The sequence below is a fragment of the Kitasatospora sp. NPDC008050 genome (assembly GCF_042957465.1).
Classification (GTDB): Bacteria; Actinomycetota; Actinomycetes; order Streptomycetales; family Streptomycetaceae; genus Kitasatospora.
The window spans coordinates 274,020-292,339 of the sequence record NZ_JBIBIJ010000002.1; the positions used below are offsets into that span (position 1 = coordinate 274,020).

The 18,320-nt window shown below is 73.7% G+C and carries 18 protein-coding genes and 1 tRNA gene; 15 read left to right on the forward strand and 4 right to left on the reverse strand.

The features are described from left to right. Window positions 1-12: 12 nt before the first annotated feature. Entirely contained in the window at window positions 13-585 is a 573-nt protein-coding gene (locus ACFZB9_RS04695) for a 5-formyltetrahydrofolate cyclo-ligase (RefSeq protein ID WP_391443573.1), read from the reverse strand. 199 nt (window positions 586-784) lie between these two features. Here ACFZB9_RS04695 and ACFZB9_RS04700 point away from each other — a divergent pair, with 199 nt between their 5' ends. From ACFZB9_RS04700 to ACFZB9_RS04740, 9 genes are all read left to right on the forward strand, one after another. After that, a complete protein-coding gene (locus ACFZB9_RS04700; protein WP_391443575.1) occupies window positions 785-1,618 on the forward strand; it encodes a GGDEF domain-containing protein in 834 nt (277 codons plus the stop codon). Window positions 1,619-1,663: 45 nt separating this feature from the next. Next, window positions 1,664-2,587 carry a UTP--glucose-1-phosphate uridylyltransferase GalU gene (gene galU / locus ACFZB9_RS04705; protein WP_391443577.1) on the forward strand — a complete coding sequence of 308 codons (924 nt, stop codon included), beginning with the start codon at window positions 1,664-1,666 and terminating at the stop codon, window positions 2,585-2,587. A 19-nt stretch (window positions 2,588-2,606) separates the two neighbouring features. Then, window positions 2,607-3,926: a gephyrin-like molybdotransferase Glp gene (glp, locus tag ACFZB9_RS04710; RefSeq protein WP_391443578.1), complete on the forward strand. Its 1,320-nt coding sequence runs from the start codon at window positions 2,607-2,609 to the stop codon at window positions 3,924-3,926. A 200-nt stretch (window positions 3,927-4,126) separates the two neighbouring features. Further along, a complete protein-coding gene (gene moaC, locus ACFZB9_RS04715; RefSeq protein WP_391444274.1) occupies window positions 4,127-4,579 on the forward strand; it encodes a cyclic pyranopterin monophosphate synthase MoaC in 453 nt (150 codons plus the stop codon). Further along, window positions 4,576-5,151, forward strand: coding sequence for a molybdenum cofactor biosynthesis protein B (locus ACFZB9_RS04720; RefSeq protein ID WP_391443580.1), 576 nt, complete (start codon window positions 4,576-4,578; stop codon window positions 5,149-5,151). Before moaC ends, ACFZB9_RS04720 begins: the two co-directional genes overlap by 4 nt. Window positions 5,152-5,165: 14 nt before the next feature. After that, entirely contained in the window at window positions 5,166-5,753 is a 588-nt protein-coding gene (locus tag ACFZB9_RS04725; RefSeq protein ID WP_391443582.1) for a GNAT family N-acetyltransferase, read from the forward strand. Between the two features lie 154 nt (window positions 5,754-5,907). Further along, window positions 5,908-6,951 carry a gephyrin-like molybdotransferase receptor GlpR gene (glpR, locus tag ACFZB9_RS04730; RefSeq protein WP_391443584.1) on the forward strand — a complete coding sequence of 348 codons (1,044 nt, stop codon included), beginning with the start codon at window positions 5,908-5,910 and terminating at the stop codon, window positions 6,949-6,951. Window positions 6,952-7,021: 70 nt separating this feature from the next. Next, a tRNA-Ala gene (locus ACFZB9_RS04735) sits at window positions 7,022-7,095 on the forward strand. A gap of 252 nt (window positions 7,096-7,347) precedes the next feature. Beyond that, window positions 7,348-7,917, forward strand: coding sequence for a hypothetical protein (locus ACFZB9_RS04740; protein WP_391443586.1), 570 nt, complete (start codon window positions 7,348-7,350; stop codon window positions 7,915-7,917). Here ACFZB9_RS04740 and ACFZB9_RS04745 read toward each other — a convergent pair. The 3 genes from ACFZB9_RS04745 to ACFZB9_RS04755 form a co-directional block, all read right to left on the reverse strand. After that, window positions 7,905-8,957 (reverse strand): hypothetical protein, encoded by a 1,053-nt coding sequence (locus ACFZB9_RS04745; RefSeq protein WP_391443587.1) that lies wholly within the window; start codon window positions 8,955-8,957, stop codon window positions 7,905-7,907. The genes ACFZB9_RS04740 and ACFZB9_RS04745 overlap by 13 nt on opposite strands. Before the next feature lie 134 nt (window positions 8,958-9,091). Continuing rightward, window positions 9,092-9,652, reverse strand: coding sequence for a hypothetical protein (locus tag ACFZB9_RS04750; RefSeq protein WP_391443589.1), 561 nt, complete (start codon window positions 9,650-9,652; stop codon window positions 9,092-9,094). Between the two features lie 149 nt (window positions 9,653-9,801). Further along, entirely contained in the window at window positions 9,802-11,022 is a 1,221-nt protein-coding gene (locus ACFZB9_RS04755) for an aminoglycoside phosphotransferase family protein (RefSeq protein WP_391443591.1), read from the reverse strand. An 82-nt stretch (window positions 11,023-11,104) separates the two neighbouring features. Here ACFZB9_RS04755 and ACFZB9_RS04760 point away from each other — a divergent pair, with 82 nt between their 5' ends. The 6 genes from ACFZB9_RS04760 to ACFZB9_RS04785 all read left to right on the forward strand — a co-directional run bounded on the left by ACFZB9_RS04760 (window position 11,105) and on the right by ACFZB9_RS04785 (window position 18,288). Continuing rightward, window positions 11,105-11,971, forward strand: coding sequence for an ATP-binding cassette domain-containing protein (locus ACFZB9_RS04760; protein WP_391443593.1), 867 nt, complete (start codon window positions 11,105-11,107; stop codon window positions 11,969-11,971). Beyond that, a complete protein-coding gene (locus ACFZB9_RS04765) occupies window positions 11,968-12,639 on the forward strand; it encodes an ABC transporter (protein WP_391443595.1) in 672 nt (223 codons plus the stop codon). The genes ACFZB9_RS04760 and ACFZB9_RS04765 overlap by 4 nt, the downstream gene beginning before the upstream one ends. Window positions 12,640-12,875: 236 nt before the next feature. Further along, window positions 12,876-14,480: an MFS transporter gene (locus ACFZB9_RS04770; protein WP_391443597.1), complete on the forward strand. Its 1,605-nt coding sequence runs from the start codon at window positions 12,876-12,878 to the stop codon at window positions 14,478-14,480. 187 nt (window positions 14,481-14,667) lie between these two features. After that, the gene (locus tag ACFZB9_RS04775; protein WP_391443599.1) at window positions 14,668-15,180 is read left to right on the forward strand and encodes a MarR family winged helix-turn-helix transcriptional regulator; all 513 of its coding nucleotides are present in this window, start codon (window positions 14,668-14,670) and stop codon (window positions 15,178-15,180) included. Window positions 15,181-15,385: 205 nt separating this feature from the next. Continuing rightward, window positions 15,386-16,771: an FtsW/RodA/SpoVE family cell cycle protein gene (locus ACFZB9_RS04780; protein WP_391443601.1), complete on the forward strand. Its 1,386-nt coding sequence runs from the start codon at window positions 15,386-15,388 to the stop codon at window positions 16,769-16,771. Then, the gene (locus tag ACFZB9_RS04785; protein ID WP_391443603.1) at window positions 16,771-18,288 is read left to right on the forward strand and encodes a penicillin-binding transpeptidase domain-containing protein; all 1,518 of its coding nucleotides are present in this window, start codon (window positions 16,771-16,773) and stop codon (window positions 18,286-18,288) included. The genes ACFZB9_RS04780 and ACFZB9_RS04785 overlap by 1 nt, the downstream gene beginning before the upstream one ends. Window positions 18,289-18,320: the final 32 nt, after the last annotated feature.

Below are 18,320 nucleotides of genomic sequence, written 5' to 3' on the forward strand. Positions count from 1 at the left end.
GCGCGCTCGGAATCAGAAGCGGTGCACGCCCGCCGGGGTCACGGCGGCGTGCACCGGCTGGTCGTGCGGCTCGGCCGGCACCCGGTCCAGCAGCTCGGCCTCGTAGAGCAGGGTGGCCAGCAGCGGTTCTGCGCCGGCCCGGGCCAGCCGGGCCACCACCCGGTCGTAGGAGCCCCCGCCGCGGCCCAGCCGCAGCCCGCGGCGGTCCACCGCGAGCCCGGGCAGCAGCACCAGGTCGGCGGCGGTGATGGCCGCCGGGCCCAGCCGCGGCCCGGTCGGCTCCCGCAGGCCGCGCCCGGCCGGGGCCAGCCGCTCGACGCCCTCGTAGCGGGCCCAGTCGAGGTCGTTGTCCGCCAGCAGCACCGGCAGTAGCACCGGGACACCGCGCTCGCGCAGCAGTTCGAGCAGCGGCCCGGTGCCCGGCTCCGCCCCGACCGAGACGTACGCGGCCACCGTCGTGCCCGGAGCGGCCAGCGGCAGTGCCCGCTCGGCCAGCGCCAGCGCGGCCGCTGCCCGCCGTTCGGGGGACAGCGCACGCCGTTCGGCCAGCAGGTGTGACCTCAGAGCGGCCTTGTCGTTGTACAAGGGATCGCCGGACAAGTGATCGCCGGACAAGTGATCGCCGGACGGGGAAGTACGGGACGGCGGGACGTCGGGCATGGCCGCTCCTCGGTACGGGGGTGGACCAGCCGATCCTCCCGCACCCGCTCCCCGGGAGCGGTATCCCGACCTGGGAGCCGTATCCACCCCGGCGAGGGCTCCACCACCTGAGAGGGGTACCACGATGCCCGCCGCGCTCCTGGTGCAGGCGTCCGCTCTGCTCAGCGCACCACTGGCCGGCCTCGGAGTCCTGCTGGCGGTGCGGCTGCGCCGCGCGGCCGGTGCGGGTGCCGTCCGGGAGAGCCGGCTGCGCGGGCGGCTCGCCGAGCTGGAGCGGCAGTGCGAGGAGCTGGCGCGCAGTGCGGCGCGCGATCCGCTGACCGGCGTGTGGAACCTCGGGCACCTCCAACTCACCCTGGAGCGCGAGGTGGAGCGCTGCCGGCGCCAGCCCGAGGCGGAGCGGCGGCCGCTGGCCGTGGTGCTGCTGGAGATCGACGGTTTCGCGGCCCTCAACGCCGAGCACGGGCGCGACCGCGGCCAGGTGATCCTGCGCGACCTGGCGCAGCGGCTCGGCGTGGAGGTCCGCCGCTCGGACACCTTGGGCCGCTACGGCGGCACCGAGTTCCTGGTGGTGCTGCCCGACACCGGGGCGGCGGGCGCGGCCAAGGTCGCCGAGCGGCTCTGCTGGACGGTGCGCCGCCACCGGCTGCTCGACTGGTCCGGCACGCCCTGGTCCGCCACCCCGGCCCCGGGCGGCGGCAACGGCCTGCGGGCCTCGGCCGGCATCGCGGTGCTGCCGGCCGACGGCGGCCACCCGGTCCCGCTACTGCGTGCCGCGGATCGTTCACTGGCCGCTGCCAAGCGCCGGGGACTGCCGGAGGCACAGAGCTGGACAAGGCGTTCGGAAAGGCACGGTAATCTGTCGCCCTGCGCCGCTCCCGGGCCCACCGTCCAGATCGGCGCCACCCGTACCGTCGCTGCCATGACCGGCACCGACGAGGCATTCGTCACCGAATGACCTCGCGCTGGTCGGGGCGGTCATTCGCCTTAGTAAGGTCAACGCATGACGACGACAAATCCCCGCATGCCCGTCACCAAGGCCGTTGTGCCTGCCGCCGGTCTCGGAACCCGCTTCCTGCCGGCCACCAAGGCCACGCCCAAGGAGATGCTGCCGGTCGTCGACAAGCCCGCGATCCAGTACGTGGTGGAGGAGGCGGCCGCCGCCGGCCTCTCCGACATACTGATGGTCACCGGGCGCAACAAGCGCGCGCTGGAGGACCACTTCGACCGCGCCTACGAGCTCGAGGAGCTGCTCTCCCGCAAGGGCGACGCCGACAAGCTGCGCCGGGTGCAGGAGTCGGTCTCGCTGGCCAACATGCACTACGTCCGCCAGGGCGACCCCAAGGGCCTGGGCCACGCGGTGCTGGTCGCCGAGCAGCACGTGGCGGGCCAGCCGTTCGCCGTCCTGCTCGGTGACGACCTGATCGACCCGCGAGACCCGCTGCTGGCCCGCATGATCGAGGTCCAGCAGGAGCTGGGCGGCTCGGTGGTGGCGCTGATGGAGGTCGACCCGGCGCAGATCCACCTCTACGGCTGCGCGGCGGTCAAGGCCAACGGCTTCGGCCCGGACGTCTTCCACGTCAACGACCTGATCGAGAAGCCGGAGCCGGCCGAGGCGCCCTCCAACTACGCCGTGATCGGCCGCTACGTGCTCGACCCGGCCGTCTTCGAGGTGCTGAAGAAGACCGAGCCGGGCCGCGGCGGCGAGATCCAGCTGACCGACGCGCTGCGCACGCTCGCCACGCTGAGCCCGGAGGAGGGCGGCCAGGTGCACGGCGTGCTCTTCGACGGCCGCCGTTACGACACGGGCGACCGCGCGGACTACTTGCGCGCTATTGTCCGGCTGGCGTGCGAGCGCGAGGACCTGGGTCCGGAGTTCCGTGGCTGGCTCAAGGACTTCGTCGGCACGGAGATGCAGCAGAACTGAGCGGAAGGCGGCGGTGGCGATGACCGAGCAGCACGGAGTTGCGGCGGACGCCTGCGGGGTGCGGACCCCGGGCGAGCGCCACTGGACGGTCGACGAGCATCTCGCCGACGTGCTGGCCGGCGTCGCCCCGCTGCCCGCCATCGAGCTCCAGCTGCTGGACGCGCAGGGCTGCCGGCTGGCCGAGGACGTGGTCGCCGGCGGTGACCTGCCGGCCTTCGACAACAGCTCGATGGACGGCTACGCGGTGCGCACCGCCGACACCGTCGGCGCCACCGCCCGCTACCCGTCCGTGCTCACCGTCGTCGGCGACATCGCCGCCGGCGCCGGTGAGCTGCCCAAGGTCGGTCCCGGCCAGGCGGCCCGGATCATGACCGGCGCGCCGGTGCCGCCCGGCGCCGAGGCCGTCGCCCCGGTCGAGTGGACCGACGGCGGCAGCGGCAGCGGGCAGGCCGCCGACACCATGGCGCCGCCGGTCGCGGGCGAGGAGGTGCGGGTGCGCCAGGAGGTCGCCGAGGGCGCCCACATCCGCCGCCGGGGCAGCGACATCCGGGCCGGCGAGACGGTGCTCACCGCCGACACCCGGCTCGGCCCCACCCAGCTCGGCCTGCTGGCCGCGATCGGCCGCGGCACCGTGCGGGTGCGCCCGCGGCCACGGGTGGTCGTGCTCTCCACCGGCAGCGAACTGGTGCAGCCCGGCGAGCCGGTGGGCCCCGGGCAGATCTCCGACTCCAACAGCTTCACCCTCACCGCGGCCGCCCAGCAGGCCGGCGCGATCGCCTACCGGGTCGGCGGGGTGCCCGACGAGGCGGCCGTGCTGCGCGGCGTGCTGGAGGACCAGCTCGGCCGCGCCGACCTGATCGTCACCAGCGGCGGGGTCAGCGTCGGGGCCTACGACGTGGTCAAGGAGGTCTTCGCCGACTACGCGGGCATGGACTTCCGCAAGCTGCGGATGCAGCCGGGCAAGCCGCAGGGCTTCGGCCGGATCGGCGACGGCCCCGCGGCCATCCCGCTGCTGGCGCTGCCGGGCAACCCGGTGAGCGCGTACATCTCCTTCGAACTCTTCGTCCGTCCGGTGATCCGCACCATGCTGGGCGCCCCGGACGTGCACCGCCCGAGGGTCCACGCGATCTGCACCGGTGCGCTGCGCTCACCGGCCGGCCGCCGCCAGTTCCTGCGCGGCTGGTACACCGCCGCCGACGGGCGGGTCGAGCCGGTGGGCGGCGAGAGCTCGCACCTGGTCGGGGCGCTGGCCCGGGCGAACTGCCTGATCGTGGTCCCCGAGGAGACGCAGGCGGTGCCGGCGGGGGAGCGCGTCGAGGTGGTCCTGCTCACCGACTAGGAGGGTGCGCCCCCGGACCTCCGGCGCCCGGCGCTGCGCCCTTCGGCCTAGCGCCACTGTCCTGCTGACGGACCGACGCCGATCCGGCGCGGGCGGAGCGGTACCGTAGCGCGGTATTCAACCCGTCCTGCTGGAGTACTGACGTGACCACACCCCCTGGCGACCGCCTGACGCACGTGGACGAGACGGGCGCCGCCCGGATGGTCGACGTCTCCGAGAAGGCCAGCACGGTCCGCACCGCGGTCGCCGCCGGTCGGGTCAAGGTCGCCCCGCGGGTGGTCGAGCTGCTGCGCGGCGCGGGCGTCCCCAAGGGTGACGCACTGGCCGTCGCGCGGATCGCCGGGATCATGGGCGCCAAGAAGACCCCCGACCTGATCCCGCTCTGCCACCCGATCGCGATCTCCGGCGTCACCGTCGACCTCGCGGTCACCGACGAGGCGGTGGAGATCACCGCCACCGTGCGCACCGCCGACCGCACCGGGGTGGAGATGGAGGCGCTCACCGCGGTGGCGGTGGCAGGCCTGACCGTGATCGACATGGTCAAGGCGGTCGACAAGGCCGCCGCCATCGAGGACGTCCGGGTGCTCAGCAAGACCGGCGGCAAGAGCGGCGACTGGGCCCGCGGGGCGGCAACCGGCGAGGACGCCTCGTGAGGGCGCTCGCGGTCACCGTCTCCAACCGCGCCTCGGCGGGCGTCTATCCGGACAAGGGCGGCCCGCTGCTGGTCGAGGGCCTGCGCCGAATGGGCTTCACGGTGGACGGCCCGCAGCTGGTGCCGGACGGCGAGCCGGTGGCGGCCGCGCTGCGCGAGGCGGTGGCGGCCGGCTACGACGTGGTGCTGACCACTGGCGGCACCGGGATCTCGCCGATGGACCTGACCCCCGAGATGACCGCCGCAGTGATCGACCGTCAGATCCCCGGCATCGCGGAGGCGATCCGCGCCCACGGGCGGGAGAAGGTGCCCACCTCGGCGCTCTCCCGGGGCCTGGCCGGGCTGGCCGGACGCACCCTGATCATCAACCTGCCCGGCTCCACGGGGGGCGTCAAGGACGGGCTCGCGGTGCTGGAGCCGCTGCTGGCGCACGCGGTGGACCAGCTCGCGGGCGGGGACCACCCGAGGCCCGACACGGCCCAGGCCCCCGCCGCGCAGACCCCCGCCGCGCAGACCCCCGCCGCGCAGACCCCGGCCGCGCAGGCTCCCGCCGCCGATGGGGGAACGAGCTGAGCGCCGGCTGGCCGGTGGAGCTGCGCGATGGCGAGGTGGTGCTGCGCCCGATCCGGATGCGCGATCAGAAGGCCTGGCAGGAGGCGAGCCGGCGCAACCGCGACTGGCTGCGCCGCTGGGAGGCCACCGTCCCCCCGGCCCCACCCGGGAGCCTCCCCTCCGGGCCGCGGCCGACCTACCGTCAGATGGTCCGCTACCTGCGCCGCGAGGCCGTGGCGGGCCGGATGCTGCCGTTCGTCATCCTCTACCAGGGGCGGCTGGTCGGGCAGCTGACGGTGGGTGGCATCACCTGGGGCTCGATGTGCTCGGCCAACGTCGGCTACTGGATCGACGAGGCGGTGGCCGGCCGCGGCATCATGCCCACCGCCGTGGCGCTCAGCGTGGACCACTGCTTCCAGGCGCTGGGCCTGCACCGGGTGGAGGTCTGCATCCGTCCGGAGAACCGGCCCAGCCGCCGGGTGGTGGAGAAGCTCGACTTCCGCTCGGAGGGATTGCGGCCGCGCTATCTGCACATCGACGGCGACTGGCGCGACCACCTGGTCTACGCGCTGACCGCCGAGGAGGTCCCCGAAGGACTGTTGGACCGTTGGCGTTTGAGGTAATTGAATAAGTGTTCGAAATTGATATCGATATGGCATCACCGCCTCGGCAAGCGGTGACAAATTCCGGCAAAATAGTCAGAGAATCAGCTTGGCGCGGCGACACGCCGCGTCAAATTGCTGTCCGCCCTTACCCATCGCCCGTACGGTGTGAAACGTGAGCAGTAGCGGCCTCATCTACGCGGTCATCGTAGGGGCCTGGGCTGCCTATCTGGTGCCCATGTGGCTCCGCAGGCAGGACGAGCTCAACGAAGCGCGCCCGACAGAACGTTTCAGCACCGCCATCCGCCTGCTCGCCGGGCGGTCGGGGCTGGAGCGCCGGGCGTCCCGGGCCCTTGGCGACAACGACCCCAGCACGACCTCCGACTCCGACGACGGCGGCGACGCGAACCACCGCGCCGGCGCCGGTGCGAGCGACGCCCGCAGCGGCGGAGCGGACCCGGCCGGGGCGACTGACGGCATGTCAGCGCCCTCGGCCGGCTCCGCCCTGTCCGCCGCCGCCATGGCCTCCGCGATCGCCGGGGCCTCGGCCGCCGGCGACCGCCGCGCCCGGCTGCTGGCCCGGCGCCGGCGGATGGTCACCGTGCTCTTCCTGGCCTTCGCGCTGGGGGCGATCACGGCGGCCGTGGCCGGGGTGGACTTCCTCTGGGCCCCCGCCCTGCCGGCCCTGCTGCTCACCCTCTACATCGGCCACCTGCGCCGCCTGGAGCGCCAGCGCTACGAGGTGAAGCTGGACCGCTCCAGGGCCGCCCAGGCCGCCCAGCGGGTGCGCGAGCGCGAGCAGGCCCGCCTGGCGGCCACCGTCGCGCTGGCCCCACCGGCCGAGGCCCTCGCACCCGAGCCGGAGCGGGGCCGCCCGGACCTGCGGGTCGCCGCCGCCCCGCCCGAGCCGCGCGGGGCCCGGCAGGCGCTGGTCGAGGCGACCGACCACCAGGAGTGGGTGGACGGCCTGCGCGAGCGCGCCGCCGCCGGACCGGACTCCTGGGAGCCGGTCCCGGTCCCGCTGCCCACCTACGTCACCGCCCCGGTGGCGCCGCGCGTCTCCCGGGGCCTGGATCTCGGCGCCCCGGGCACCTGGAGCTCGGGCCGCCCGGTCGAGCAGGCCCACACCCCCCTGTTCGACCAGTACGAGACCTCGCTCCCGGCGGCCCCCCAGCCGGACGAGCACTACGCGACCCGCCCCCGCGCCGCCAACGAGTAGCCCCACCCCGCCCCACCAGCGGGGGGTGGTCACGAGACCCCTCCAGAAGGTGCTATTGTTTCTTCTCGTTGGGGCTGTGGCGCAGTCCGGTAGCGCACCTCGTTCGCATCGAGGGGGTCAGGGGTTCGAATCCCCTCAGCTCCACCCAACGGCCACGCAGGTGGTCATGAAATCCCGCTCGGCCGATTCGGCCGGGCGGGATTTCTGCTTTCCACAGGCCTGTTCGGGGCGGCCCCGGCGGCGTTGTGGGGCAGGCCGCGTCGGCTTCCGGTCGGGCGGTCCGTCAGTCGGGCCGCGGGGGAAGGCCGGTGGCGCAGCGGCTGCCCGGGGGGCCGCGGGGTGGGCGGGGCTTTCGGCGGCTGGTATTCCTTGGGTGTGCGCTTCGACAGTGTTCCCATGCCGGCCGCGGTGGCGGCCAGGCCCCGTGACGTCCGTGGTTATCCGGTGCCGGCGATCACGCCGTGGGAGGAGGGGGCGCCGAGCTTCGCACTCACCGACTACGAGCGCAGCGCGCAGTGCGCGCGCGGGCGCCGGTGCTCGGTCTGCGGCGAGCTGATGCCGCGCGGGCCGGTGTGGCGGGTGGTGGGCGAGACGGAGAGCGCGGCGATCGGCGCGGCGCTGGCGGCCGGGCTGCCCTACCGGAACATGGCGCCGACCCTGGAGGGCCCCGGGCACCGCGCGTGCATGCTCTACGCCTCGATGGTCTGCCCGTACCTGGCGCGGCCCACCGCGCGGCGCGGGCTGTCCGCGGAGCAGCCGGACGAGCTGACGGTCCAGGTGGTCCGCGGGGCCCGGCGCGGTGCCACCGGGGCGGTGGTGGGGTTCGCGGACTACGAGTTCGCGGTCACTGCCACCCAGGTGCTGTTCCGCTTCCTGGACGTGGTGGAGTTCCTGCCGCACGAGCTGTCGGACAGTCAGCTGCCGGAGCTGCGACGCGAGCTGGACGCCGAGGGTCAGGCCCGGTAGGCGGGCAGGCCGATGGCGGCGACGGCCGGGGTGGGGGCGGCGGAGCCGTCGGCGGGCAGGGCGACGATGCCGGCGGGGGTGCGCGCGGCGATCACCTTGCCGTCCGGGGACAGGGCGGGCTCGGTGTAGTCGGTGGTCGCGTTCGGGGTGAGGTCCTTGGCAGCGGCGTTCTGCTGGTTCAGGCTCATCTCGAAGAGGTGGTCGTGGCCCCCGGAGGAGCGTACGAAGACCACGGCCGAGGCGTCGGGGGCGAGCGCCGGCTGGGAGCCCGCGGTGAGCGCGCGGGTCTGCTCACGGGTGTAGTCGTCGCGGATGTAGATCTTGCCGTCGGTGGTGTTCTCGTAGACCGTGGTGCTGCCGTGCGGTCCGGCCGTGTTCGCCCAGCTGTTGGCGCTCTGCGGCACGGCCGGGTCGTCGATGCCGGCCGACAGGTCCAGCGTGGTCGGGGTGGCACCGGTGGCGGTGGCCGAAACGGTGGCCAGGTGGGTGCTGCCGCCCTGGTCGATGGTGAAGATGAGGTTGTTCCGGGCGGGCACCCCGTCCGCGGTGTCCGCCGGGTTCACCTGCCAGCTGGGGTGGGACCAGGTCTGGCCACCGGGGTTGCGGGCCACCGTCACCTGGCCGCTGCCGTCGGGGTTGGCGACCACCAGGCTGCCGGCGCCGTTCACGAAGGCGGCCTTGCTGCCGTCGGGGGACCAGGTCAGGTCGCGGACGGGGGTGTGGAAGTCGACGGCGGTGCCGTTCATCAGCACCTTCGGGGTGCCGTCGCTGATGGTCAGGGGGGAGTGGACAGTGCCGCTCGGGTCGGGGGTGCTGCTCGACGGGGCCCCGGGGGTGCTGCGCTTCGCGGTGGGTGCGGCGCTGGGAGCCGAGGTCCCCGGGTGCGAGGGGGCCGCAGCGGTCTGTGCCGGGGTGGCTGCCGAGGAGGTCGAAGCCGTCTCGTCCGGTCCGCAGGCGGAGAGCAGCATGACTGCTCCCACGCTCAGGGCGGCGGCGAGGGCGACGGTGGTGGCAGGACGGCGGCGGTGGCGAGCAGCCATGGGAACTTCCCCCCGAAAGCGGTGTGTTGAGCATTTGTTCGGACGACATAAAGACTGTCAGCGCGAGGTCCGGTTACTGTCGAGCGTCCGTCACAGCGGTGCAACAGCCCGTGTGCGCCGGGGTCGCGCGCGTCTCAGAGCCCGAGCCGGCGGGCGCGGAACGCGGCCTGCTCCAGCAGCCGGTGGATGTCCGCCTGCCGGGTGTCGGGACAATCGTTGTACGTGTCCGGCGAACTGACGGGCCGTCCGGTGGTGTGCAGCACCTCCATCACCTGCCAGCGTGCCGTCCGCACCGTGCTGACCGTGCCGTAGCCGTGGCCCAGCACGGCGGCCTGGGCGCCGAGCAGACAGACCCGCCCGGTCGCGTCCCACATCGCGCCCTGCAGCCAGCCGTGCTGGGTGAGGTAGCGGGAGGTCAGCCGCAGGTGCTCGGCGGCGCTGAGCGGGACGGGCCGCGCCGACCGGTGCGCGAGCCGGTCCAGCAGGGTGCGGCGGGGGAGCGGGTGCTCGGCGTTCCAGGGCTGCAGCACCCGGCCGTACGGGCAGACGTACGGCGCGGGCGTGCGGGCCGGCAGGGGCAGCGAGGCGAGGTAGGCCTCGATCTCGGCGACCAGGCCGCAGCCGTCGGCCACCAGGAGCAGGGGGCGGGCCGGAGCGGCCTGGAACGGTGCGGGCCGGGTCGGGGCTGAGCGCATGACGGGCTCCTCTGTCCGGATTGTTCTGGTTCGTCCTCGTTTCCATGGATAACCGGACTGGCCCCCTCCGGCGCGCAGCGGCGGCGCCGGAGGGCGTGTCGACGGCGTGTCGACGGGTCTGCGGCGATGCGGTGGCGGTGTGGCGGCCGCTACCGCGTGAGCGCTTCGAAGGAGTCGAGCGCCGCGCGCAGCTCGGCGGCCGGGTCGCCCGCGTGGTACCGCTCCTCGCTCGGCTCGATCCCGTCCAGGAACTCCTGGAACCGCACCGCGCAGGCGAGCCGGGCCAGCGGCTCGGCCAGCCGCAGTGCCGTCACCGGGTCGCTGCCGGGCACCAGGGCCCGCCAGCTCGCGGCCCAGGCCCCGGCCGCCTGCGCCCAGCGCTCCGGCGAGGTGAAGCCCTTGGGGCGCAGGCCGTCGATCGCCGGGTGGCCGTAGTGGCTGTCGGCGAAGTCCACCAGCACCGTGCCCTGCCCGGCCGAGCGCCAGTTGCCGGGGTGGAAGTCCCCGTGCAGCACCGTGTTCGGCAGCCCGCAGGCGGCCAGCCGCTCGACCAGCTCCGGCAATCGGTCGGCCATCAGGCGGGCCCGCAGCAGCTCCTCTGCCGTCAGCTCGGCGCCCGCCGGGCCGTCCAGCAGCGGCACGAGGGCCGCGGCCAGCCGCTGCGGCGAGCGGTCCGGCAGCCCGGCGGGCGCACCGTCGAGGTGGCGGGCGGCGAGCGCCGCCTGGGCCCGGGCCAGCCTCGGCACGGTGGCCGCGACGACCTCGGCGGATGGGTCCCAGCAGTCCTCGCCCGGCACGTGGTCGAGCAGCAGCAGGCGCCGGTGCGGGTCGGCGGCCAGCACGGTCGGGGCGAAGCCCGGCTCCGCGGCGTCGAACAGGTCGATCACCGCGGCCTCGTCGGCCGAGAAGGTGCGGCCCGTCTTCAGCCAGAGGGGCCCGGTGGCGGTGGGCAGCCGGAACAGGCCGGCCAGGTTCCAGGTCTTCACCTGCTCGACCGGCCCGAGCAGCGGCCGCCCGGCCACGGCCAGCGCCTGCTCGGCCCAGGCCAGGGCGGCCCGGACACCGGCGGCGGTCGCGTAGTGGGCGCGGCGTGGGTGCGGCAACGCGAGCAGCGCCGACTCCCGCGGGGTGACGGGCCGCTCGACCCCGCGCACCGGCTCGCGCAGCGCCTCGGCGTGGTAGCGCACCAGCCCGCCCCGGCCGCCCGCGCCGCCCTCGACGTCCAGCAGCCGCAGCACCACCACGGGCACGCCGAGCACCGCCGTCAGCCGGGCGGCCACCGGCTCCACGTCGTGCCAGCGCGGCCGGTCCAGCCGGAACGGCCCCACCGCCCCCAACTCCAGTTCGCCACAGGACAGCAGGACACTCACCGTACGATCGGAAGCACTGTTCACCCGGGGGAGTCTGCGGGGCGCCGCGCGGTCGCGCGACTCATTTTGTGGGAGGGGCCGGATGGATCGGTTGAGGCTGTCGGGGGCGGCCAAGCGGTACGGGAGGGCGGGGCCCTGGGTGCTGCACGGGGTCGACCTCGCGCTCGGGCCCGGCGCCCTGGTGCGGATCGAGGGGACGAACGGCAGCGGCAAGTCCACCCTGCTCAAGCTGGTCGCCGGGGTCGAGCCGCCGAGCCGGGGCCGGGTTCGGGTCGGCGGACGCCGGGCCTACGTCCCGGAGCGCTTCCCACCCGCGCTGCCCTTCGATCCGGCCACCTATCTGCGCCGGCTCGGCCGGATCCATGGCCTGAGCGCGGCGCGGGCCGCCGAGCGCGCCGAGTTCTGGCTGGACCGCTTCGGCATCGCCGAGCGGGCCGGCACCCCGCTGCGCCGGCTCTCCAAGGGCACCTGCCAGAAGGTCGCGATCGCCCAGGCGCTGCTCGCCGAGGCCGATGTGCTGCTGCTCGACGAGGCCTGGACCGGGCTCGACCGGGCGGCCAGGGCCACCCTGGACGAGGCGGCGGTGGAGCGGGCCGCCGCCGGGGGCGCGGTGCTCTTCGTGGACCACGACCCGACCCGGCTGACCGGGCGGATCACCGAGGCCCACCGGGTCGAGCAGGGCGTGCTGACACGGGTTCGGCTGCCCGACGTCGAGGCGCCGCGGCAGCTGGTGTCCATCCGGGTGGCGGTGGCCGAGCTGCCCGACCAGTTGCCCGGCGCGCCCGGCTGGGAGCGCGAGCCGGACGGGACGGTGCTGCTGCGGGTCGGCGCCGGCGACTCGGACGCGCTGCTGCGCCGGCTGCTGACCGGGACGGCCCCGGTGCGGGTGCTGGACGTGCGCACGACGGCCGAGGCCCCCGAGGCCGAGGCCCGGGAGGCGGCCCGGTGATCGCGCTGATCCGCTATCAGTTCGAGCTGCTGGTGCGCTCCCAGCGCTGGCTGCCGCCCTTCCTCGGTTTCGCGCTCGCCCTCGGCACGGGGGTGGCGGGCGATCAGCCGATGATGGACTGTCACGCCTACGCGGCGGCGCTGCTGATCCCGGTCACCGCCTGGTACGTGCGCTGCACCCTGACCGCCGACCCGCCGGCCGCGCGGGCCTGCCTGGTGGCGGCCACCGGCCCGGCGCGGGTGTACCTGGCCTCGCTGGCCGCGGCGCTGGGCGCGGGCCTGCTGCTGGCGCTGCTGGAGGTGGGTGTCATCTGGCTGGTCTGCGGGCGCACCACGATCCGGACGGGCGTCGAGGTGTCCTGGCCGCTCGCGGCGCTGGCCGGCCTGCTCGCGGCCGTCTGCGGGGTGCTGATCGGCGTGGTGGTCGGTGCGCTGAGCCATCGCCCGGTGCTGCTGCGCGGCTCCTACGGGATCCTGGCGGTGCTCGGGCTCTCGGTGCCGGCCTGGGTGCTGCCGGTGTCGCCGGCCAACCGGGCCGTGCGGTCACTGGTGACCGGCTCGCAGCGGGTGCACGTCTACTACCCGCTGCTCGCCCCGGCCCTCGCCGCGTTGCTGCTGCTGGCCGTGGCCACGGGCACGGCCGTGCTGGCCCGGCGGCGCACCGAGTAGCCGCCGCAGCCGTAGGAGCCTTGGCGCAAGGGCCGCCGATCACCGATCGGCGGCCCTTCGCCGTGCCCAGGGGCATCTGCGGTCGTCCCCCAGGGGGATCGTCCGGGACCGTCGGAGCCCTCAGAACCCTCGGAGCCCTCAGAACCCTCAGAACCATTGACAGTCGATGATCCGATCACTAGCTTCATCAATCATCGAATTCTAGATGATTTGTTTTCCTATCGCTGGGGGTTACGATGTCCATCGCACCGACCGTCACCGAGGCGGGCGCCGCCTCCACCGCGCCGCCGCTCAGATCCCCCGGCCGCTGGTGGACGCTCGGCATCGTCTCGATCGCCACGTTCATGCTGATGCTCGACCTGACCGTGGTGAACGTGGCGCTGCCCGACCTGCGCACCGCGCTGCACGCCGACTTCTCCGCGCTGCAGTGGGTGCTCGACGCCTACGCGCTGACCCTGGCCGCCTTCCTGCTCACCGGCGGCTCGCTGGCCGACCGGCTGGGGCGCAAGCGGGTGTACGGGGTCGGCTTCGTCGTCTTCACCGCGGCCTCGCTCGCCTGCGGCGCGGCGCCGGACATCCTGGCGCTCAACCTGGCCCGCGGCGTGCAGGGGGCGGGCGCGGCGGTGCTCTTCGCGGTCGGCCCGGCGCTGATCGGCCAGGAGTTCCGCGGCAAGGACCGGGCGCTGGCGTTCGGCGTCTTCGGCGGGGTCTCCGGCCTCGCGATCGCCTTCGGCCCGCTGATCGGCGGTGCGCTCACCGACGGGATCGGCTGGCGCTGGATCTTCCTGGTGAACGTGCCGATCGGCCTGGTCGCGATGGTGCTCGGCGCCCTGCGGATCGGCGAGTCGCGCGACCCGGCCGCGCACCGGGTGGACTGGGGCGGCCTGGTGGTCTTCTCGGCCGCGCTCACCCTGCTGGTGCTGGGCTTCCTGCGCGGCGAGGCGGAGGGCTGGACCAGCGCGCCGATCCTCGGCATGTTCGGCGGCGGAGTGCTGCTGCTGGCGCTGTTCGTGCTGATCGAGCGCCGGCTCGGCGCGGCGGCCATGCTCGACCTCGGGCTGTTCCGCAACCTCACCTTCAACGGCATCTCGGTGGCCACCCTGCTGGCGAACGCGGCCGGCATGTCGGCGATCTTCCTTGAGGTGTCGTACATGCAGAACGTGCTCGGCTACTCGCCGCTGGCTACCGGGTTGCGCTTCCTGCCGCTGACCCTGACGCTCTTCGTCGCCGCCGCGGTCACCGGCAGCCTGACCGCCTCGGTCCCGCCGCGGCTGCTGGTCGGCTCGGCGATCACCCTGATGTCGGCCGGCCTCTTCCTGGTCACCCTGGTCAAGCCCGGCAGCAACTGGCTCGCGCTGCTGCCGGCCATGCTGCTCACCGGCCTCGGGATGGGCATGTTCAACCCGCCGCGCTCCGCGCTGGCGATCGGGGTGGCCGAGCCGGCCAAGGCGGGCATGGCGGCCGGGATCGGCGAGACCTTCCAGCAGGTGGGCATCGCGATCGGGATCGCCGGCTTCGGCGCGCTCTTCCAGCACCGGGTCGCCGGCTCCTTCGCCCACTCCGCCGCCGGGGCCGCGCTCGGGCCGCAGGCCGATGCGGCCGGGCAGGCGGTGGCCGCCGGGGCCGGGCGCACCCTGGCCGCCTCGGCGCCGGAGTCGCTGCGGGCGGCGCTCCAGGCGGCGGCGCGCGAGGCCTTTGTGCACGGACTGACCGACGTGCTGATCGGCTGCGGCGCCGTGGCGGCGCTCGGCGCGGTGGCCGGCTTCCTCTTCATCCGCGGTCGTGACCTGCACGAGAGCGCGCTGGCCGGTGCCGAGCTGGGCGGTCACCCGGGGCACTGAACACCCGCCGGCCGGGCCCTGACATGCCGCGATTCATTGATGGTCGAAACGGCCGATGATAGATTCTTGACAGAATTCGGGAAGTCCACGAATTCACGAGTCCAAGAGTCCAAGAGTCCAAGAGTTCATGGGACTGCGGCAGTACCTGGCCTGGAGCCCCGGACTCCCGATGGATGGGAGATCCCCGATGGCCCGCACCCAGCCGGCGCCCCAGCAGCCCGCCGCCACCACGGTGAGCGCCCCCGCCACGCTGCGCCACGACTTCCCGCTCGCCGATCACACCGGCGTCCTGCTGCACAAGGCAGGGCTGCTGATCGAGCAGGAGGTGGACGCGGCGCTCGGCGCGGCGGGGTACAGGCTCCGCAACTTCCTGGTGCTGGCCGCGCTCTCCGGCGAGGCCGAGCTCTCCCAGCAGGACCTCAGCCAGGTGATCAACCTGGATCCGACCACGGTGGTCGCCCTGATCGACGACCTGGAGCGGGTCGGCCACGTCGAGCGCCGGCGCAATCCGGCCGACCGGCGCCGCTACATCCTCGGCATCACCGAGGCCGGCCGCGCGGCGCTGGCCGAGACCCAGCAGGTGGCCGAGGAGGCCGAGCGGGCCTTCTTCGCCCGTCTGCCCGAGGGTGGGCGCGAACAGCTGCACGAGGTGCTCTCGGTGCTGCTGGTCGACCGGTGGCCCAACTCCGTCTGCGTCTGACCGGGCACCAGAGGCCGACCTCAGCGGCGGCGAGCGGAACACTCCGCTCGCCGCCGCTCTCGTGCGTGCGGCCCAGTTCCGCGGGGAATCGGACCGGCCAGGGTGGATCAGACGACTGACGTAAAGTCAACATAAAATAGGACATTAGGTTACAATCGCCCGCAGAACTCTCTGACGTCGCGCCAGACAGGAGCCGCGGTCGCTCATGGCCACACCCGCCGTCACCGCCGCGCGCGGCGAGCCCTCCGGGCCGCGCCCCAGAACCGGCCGCAACGTCGAACTCGTCCTGGTGCTGGCCGCGGTGGCGATCGCGGTGTTCGGCTACATCGAGGTCGGGCTCAACATCGACGGCAGGGTCCCGAAGGACGCGGCCGAGTACGGCGCGGCGCTCGGCGTGCTCGCGCTGGTCGCGCACGGGGTGATCCGCTGGAAGGCCCGGTACGCCGACCCGTTGCCGCTGCCGATCGCGGTGCTGCTCAACGGCATCGGACTGGTCGTCATCTACCGGCTGGACCGCACCACTGCGCACAGTTCGGCGGCGCCCACCCAACTGCTCTGGTCCACCCTCGGGGTGGGGCTGTGCATCGCGGTGATCCTGCTGCTGCGCGACCACCGCCTGTTGCAGCGCTACGCCTACAGCGGGGCGCTGGTGGCCCTGGTCCTGCTGGTGGTGCCGATCTTCTTCCCGGCCGTGTACGGCTCGCGGATCTGGATCACCGTCGGACCCTTCTCGATCCAGCCGGGCGAGTTCGCCAAGATCCTGCTGGTGATCTTCTTCGCCGCCTACCTGGCCGCGCACCGCGACGCGCTCGCGCTGACCGGCCGGCGGATCTGGCGCTGGACCTTGCCGCCCGGGCGGGTGCTCGGCCCGGTGCTGCTGGTCTGGGCGGCCTTCATCGGGGTGCTGGTGCTGGAGACCGACCTCGGCATGTCGCTGCTGTACTTCGGGATCTTCGTGGTGATGCTCTACGTGGCCACCGCCCGGATCAGCTGGATCGCGATCGGCCTGGTGCTGGCCGCGGCCGGTGTGGTGGTGGTCGGCTGGCTGTCGCCGCACGTGCACTCCCGGGTCGACCAGTGGCTGCACCCGCTCGCCTCGGTGGCGGCCGGGCAGGGCGCCAACCAGATCGCGCAGTCGCTCTTCGCCTTCGCCTGGGGCGGGCTGTTGGGGGCCGGGCTCGGGCTCGGGCACTCGGCGCTGATCGGCTTCGCCGCCAAGTCCGACTTCATCCTCGCCACCATCGGCGAGGAGCTCGGCCTGGTCGGCCTGGTGGCGCTGCTGCTGCTCTACCTGCTGCTGATCTCGCGCGGCTTCCGGATCGGGATCGCGCTGCGCGACCCGTTCGGCCGGCTGCTGGCGATCGGCCTGGCCGCCGCGGTCGGCCTGCAGGTCTTCGTGGTGGCCGGCGGGGTGCTCGCGCTGATTCCGCTGACCGGCGCCACGCTGCCGTTCATCGCCCAGGGCGGCTCCTCGGTGGTGACCAACTGGATCATCGTGGCGCTGCTGGTCCGGATGAGCGATCTCGCGCGCCGGCCCGCCCCGCCGCAGTCCGTCCGCCCGCAGTCCGAACCACCGGAGGTGGCCCGCTGATGGCCCGTCGATCCAGCGGCCGCGGCAACGGCCCCCAGGGGCTGCCCGGCATCTCCACCACCGGACGCCGGGCCGGCCTGTTCTGCCTGGTGCTGATCGTCCTGCTGGCCGCCCAGGCCACCCGGATCCAGGTCTTCCAGGCCAAGGGGTACGACCACAACCCGGCCAACCAGCGGCTGGCCATCGAGCGCTACTCCCAGCCGCGCGGCAACATCCTGGTCGGCGACACCCCGATCACCGGCTCCGCTCCCACCGGTGGCCGCTTCAACGACAAGCGCACCTACACCGCCGGCCAGCAGTACGCCGCCGTCACCGGCTACTCCTCGCAGATCTATGGCAACACCCAGCTGGAGGGCACCGAGGACGGCATCCTCTCCGGCACCGACTCCCGGCTGGACGGGTGGGTGGTCTGGGACGAGATCGCCCGCAAGCAGAACCCCGGCGGTGACGTCTACACGACCATCAACGCCGCTGCCCAGCAGGCGGCGATGCAGGGGCTGGGCAACCAGAAGGGCGCGGTGGCCGCGATCGAGCCGAGCACCGGGCGGATCCTGGCGCTGGCCAGCACCCCGTCCTACGACCCGGGCAGCTTCGCCGGGACGAGCAACGCCGACCAGAGCGCCTGGACCGAGCTGCAGGCCGACAGTGACCAGCCGATGCTCAACCGGGCGCTGCGGCAGACCTACCCGCCCGGCTCCACCTTCAAGGTGGTCACCGCCGCGGCCGCGCTGGCCAACGGGGTGGTCACCGACATCAACGCGCCGACCAGCACGCCCTATCCCTATGTCCTGCCGGGCACCACCACCACGCTGGTCAACGACACCAGCGCCTGCGACCAGCCGAACATCGACCTGGACACCGCGATGACGCTCTCCTGTAACAGCGTCATGGGCAACCTGGGGGTGCAGACCGGGCTGGACAAGATGACGTCGATGGCCGAGAACTTCGGCTTCAACGACCCCAAGCTCGACATCCCGGTGCGCGCGGCGCGGAGCAACTTCGACACCCAGATGAACCAGTCCCAGGTCGCGCTCTCCTCGATCGGGCAGTTCGACACCGCCGCCACCCCGCTGGTGATGGCGATGGTCGCGGCGGGCGTGGCCAACAACGGCACGGTGATGTATCCCCAGCTTGTGGACAAGCTGGCGAAGTCCGACGGCAGCACGGTCCAGCTGATGCGGCCGCGCACCTACAAGCAGGCGATGACCCCCGCGGTGGCCGGCCAGGTGCAGCAGCTGATGACCGACGTGGTGCAGAACGGCACCGGCCGCAACGCCCGGATCCCCGGCGCCACGGTTGGCGGCAAGACCGGCACCGCCCAGCACGGGGTGGACAACTCCGGCACGCCGTACGCCTGGTTCATCTCCTGGGCCAAGCCGTCCGGCTCCTCGGACGCGCCGCCGGTGGCGGTCGCCGTGGTGATCGCGGACAGCAATGCGACCGATGTCACAGGCGGGCAGCTGGCGGCGCCGATCGCCAAGTCGGTCATGCAGGCGGTGCTTGGCTCCAAGGGCTGAGCAGGGCCGAGCCAGGGCTGGGGGCGGCCCGG